Annotated in this window: 1 protein-coding gene; it reads left to right on the top strand. The window is 31.0% G+C overall.

Features of this window, described 5'->3' with window-relative positions; translation table 11 throughout:
- The first annotated feature begins 65 nt into the window (after positions 1-65).
- The gene (gene htpX / locus Q0370_RS03800; RefSeq protein WP_299572333.1) at positions 66-932 is read left to right on the top strand and encodes a zinc metalloprotease HtpX; all 867 of its coding nucleotides are present in this window, start codon (positions 66-68) and stop codon (positions 930-932) included.
- Positions 933-1,334 lie beyond the last annotated feature (402 nt).

Here is a 1,334-nt window from a genome sequence, read left to right as displayed (position 1 = left end):
AAAAAAACATCAATTTATAATATAATACCTTTAACACAAATTAAAAGAAAGGAAAAAAAATACCTATGTTTATAAATACTATGAAAACAGGTTTATTAATGTTTGGATTAGTTTTTCTTTTTGTAGCAATTGGTGGTATATTGGGAAATCAGCAAGGGGCATTGATTGGACTTCTTATTGCTGGGGGAATGAGTTTTTATAGCTACTGGTTTAGTGATAAAATGGTTATAAGAGCTTATAATGGACAGGAAGTTACTCCTGAAAATAATCCAAGATTGTATCAATTGATACAAAGATTAGCTAAAAACGCCAATTTACCAATGCCAAAAATTTATATAATTCCAGAACGTCAGCCAAACGCCTTTGCAACCGGAAGAAATCCTCAAAATGCCGCAGTTGCCTGTACTGCTGGATTACTAGAAATGATGGATGACAACGAACTGGCTGGAGTTATGGCTCACGAATTAGGGCATATAAAGCATCGTGATATTTTGGTTAGTACAATTGCTGCCACTTTTGCTGGAGCAATTGCCAATATTGCAAGATTTTTACCTTATGTTTCAAGCGGAAATAATAGAGATGGGAATAGAAGAAGAAATAATGTTGGAACCGCAATGCTTCTTTCTTTTTTAGCTCCAATAGCAGCTTCTATAATTCAAATGTCTATTTCGAGAAAAAGAGAATACATGGCAGACAGAGCTGGAGCTGAATTTTCAGGAAATCCATTATATTTACGTAATGCACTGCAAAAATTGGAAAGTTACAGCCACAGCATTGCCATGAACAGACAAGATCCTACAACAGCCCATATGTTCATAATAAATCCATTTTCAGGCCTTGGAAATCTTAAAAATTTATTTAGCACACACCCTTCTACTGATGACAGAATAAGAGAACTTGAAAAAATGGCAAGAGAACAACATTTATTATAGTTTTTTAGTTTGATTTTAATGACATTTATAATACATTATAAAATAACTAAAGTTAACTCTTTCATTTTATCTTGAGAATTTATCTTAAATGTGATAAAATGTATAAAAACTATGAAATATGGAGAATTAGATATGATAAATACCTTTACATTTTTAACATTACTATTACTTTTTGTACGAATTTATTCACTTGTGTCTCTGTTATTCCTAAACGGGAAGCGAGTGCAATTTGCAGAAAGAATAACCGTACTTGTACTACTTTTTGAAGTAGTAACAATATTATTATATAGCTTTTTTACTTCATTCCGTTACTTATTACCTCCTGCCTTAATGTTATTAAAAACTCAAAAATTTTTATTTTTGACAAATTTTTCGATAGTGCTTTTATTTTATTCACTTTTG

It is taken from the genome of uncultured Leptotrichia sp., assembly GCF_938036635.1.
Taxonomy (GTDB): Bacteria; Fusobacteriota; Fusobacteriia; order Fusobacteriales; family Leptotrichiaceae; genus Leptotrichia; species Leptotrichia hongkongensis.
Note: the sequence above shows the minus strand (reverse complement) of the source record. Positions and strands in the feature narration are given on the sequence as shown.

Excerpts from the sequence above, each read along its gene's own strand:
- htpX (WP_299572333.1), top strand. The coding sequence starts at position 66 with ATGTTTATAAATACTATGAAAACAGGTTTATTAATGTTTGGATTAGTT.